Origin of the sequence: Shewanella sairae, from assembly GCF_023283535.1 — a bacterium.
Taxonomy (GTDB): Bacteria; Pseudomonadota; Gammaproteobacteria; order Enterobacterales; family Shewanellaceae; genus Shewanella; species Shewanella sairae.
The window spans coordinates 1-1693 of record NZ_JAKILT010000163.1; the positions used below are offsets into that span (position 1 = coordinate 1).

Consider the following 1693-nt stretch of genomic DNA (forward strand, 5'->3'; position numbering starts at 1 on the left):
GTAGACGTTTTGGCAAAACAACCTGATTACAATGACATATTTTTCGAACACCCTTCAGGTGAATTTACAGATTCAAAGCAAGCGACTACTGCCGCTATTTCACAATTATATAAATATGAAGACGTAGAACGTTGGCTTACGCTATATGCACAAGGTATCGGGTATAGAAACTACCCCGTCAAAATTAAAAAGCCATATATTGCAGTAGATGATTTAAGTATCTCTGAGATATTAGCTGAATCTGGTATCGAATTGACTGCTCGCAAAGTCATTGAGGTTCAGCATGGTGTATACGACTTAAGCGAGTTCAACGAGCAAGAGATCGGTTCGATCGTATATTCTATTTATATTAATCACTACAATGTTCAACCCTTTTCAGGTGATACATTTTTTGCTGTGGCAGGCGAATGGATTTAAGTAGCACTAATAAAACGCTTAAGTCCACTCACTCCGTTCGAAGGGACCAGTTTTCCCAGGCTGGCACTTCGTGCATTATAGCTAACTCAACTTGTCGCTTCGCTTAGCGTAAGCTCCCCAATCTAGAGCGTGAGCATGAAGAAAGCCCGTCCTCCACATGAAATGCTACTTATTGCGAAGGAAAATTCTGAGTGGCCTTTATGGTTTATGCAATGGTCTGCAAATGCAGAGATTTTAAATGACGCAGGCATTCTTGATAGAGTAGAAAAATACCAGGGTCTTACTGTTCAAGATATTCAGATCGGTGAAAGTGAATCCGTCAATGTTCTTATTGCTAAAGCACGACATCCGCTTCCAACTGGCGTCAATTTACCAAATGGAACAATGGTTCTATTGATAGCAACAGTTATAACTGATGATGAAATGGAGTGGTCAATAGAAAATGGGCGCGAAGCATTATTGGCTAAACTAATAGGAGCTGGTGTAGGTCAAATAAGTGATCGCAATCGAAAATCAGTGCTCAAATGAGCTAACATGTGGCAGCTATCGGACTTGTAATAGCTCTGGCTTCGCCTCCACTATAACAAGCCGCAGAGCCAGATGTTATGAGCCTTAAGAGATCGAAGTATGGATAGCGAAAAGTATAAAAATTACCTCTGTGATCTAGGTACAATTACTAAAGAATATGCTCGAGAAGCAATAAGCGAGCACATGGCTGCAAGAGGCACTGACGAAGAATATTATAAAACAGGATATAAGATTGGATTCCATCGGTTTGTTACCTTAATGCAGCAACAGGCAGAAGCATTCGATATACCATTAAAAGACATTGGGCTGGATGATATAGATGAAAATGAATTTTTCAAATAGCAGCAAGCTCATAACATGTTTAGCCCCCCTCGCACTTCGTGCTGGAGCTCCGCAAACTGTCATGTAAAAAACACGCCAGCTTGTTACTATCACTACTAAAGGCATTACATTCACAAAGGATAATACAGTGTTTGACGTAAAGAAATGTGAATTCCCTGAAACTACCACTGATGATTTTTTTAAATACACATCAAAAAAAGTTGCTGGTTTTGCTGGTTTACAAATACGAAACGGTGCATATGGGAGCATCTCAAGTCCTGAAAAATCAGATGGTACAACCCACTTTTGTTGCGATAAAGACTTATCAACAGAAGAGTTTTTGAATGTAGTGAGTTGGATTGAAAAAAATGCACTAGATGTACTGAATAAATCACTTGAGTCTTTTGTTGAACAATATTGGTATATG

At 39.3% G+C, this 1693-nt stretch carries 4 protein-coding genes; all 4 read left to right on the plus strand.

Annotation, left to right across the window (positions count from 1 at the left end; translation table 11 throughout):
* The coding region (locus L2748_RS23810; RefSeq protein WP_248957814.1) for a hypothetical protein at nucleotides 1–417 on the plus strand (417 nt) is incomplete at its 5' end.
* A 135-nt stretch (nucleotides 418–552) separates the two neighbouring features.
* Nucleotides 553–945: a suppressor of fused domain protein gene (locus L2748_RS23815; RefSeq protein ID WP_220783443.1), complete on the plus strand. Its 393-nt coding sequence runs from the start codon at nucleotides 553–555 to the stop codon at nucleotides 943–945.
* Between the two features lie 99 nt (nucleotides 946–1044).
* Nucleotides 1045–1287 carry a hypothetical protein gene (locus L2748_RS23820; protein WP_220783442.1) on the plus strand — a complete coding sequence of 81 codons (243 nt, stop codon included), beginning with the start codon at nucleotides 1045–1047 and terminating at the stop codon, nucleotides 1285–1287.
* 127 nt (nucleotides 1288–1414) lie between these two features.
* Nucleotides 1415–1693 (plus strand): hypothetical protein (locus L2748_RS23825; RefSeq protein ID WP_248957815.1); only part of this gene is annotated, 279 nt, incomplete at its 3' end.

Coding starts and splice junctions, on each gene's coding strand:
- L2748_RS23820 (WP_220783442.1), top strand. CDS start 1,045: ATGGATAGCGAAAAGTATAAAAATTACCTCTGTGATCTAGGTACAATT.
- L2748_RS23815 (WP_220783443.1), top strand. CDS start 553: ATGAAGAAAGCCCGTCCTCCACATGAAATGCTACTTATTGCGAAGGAA.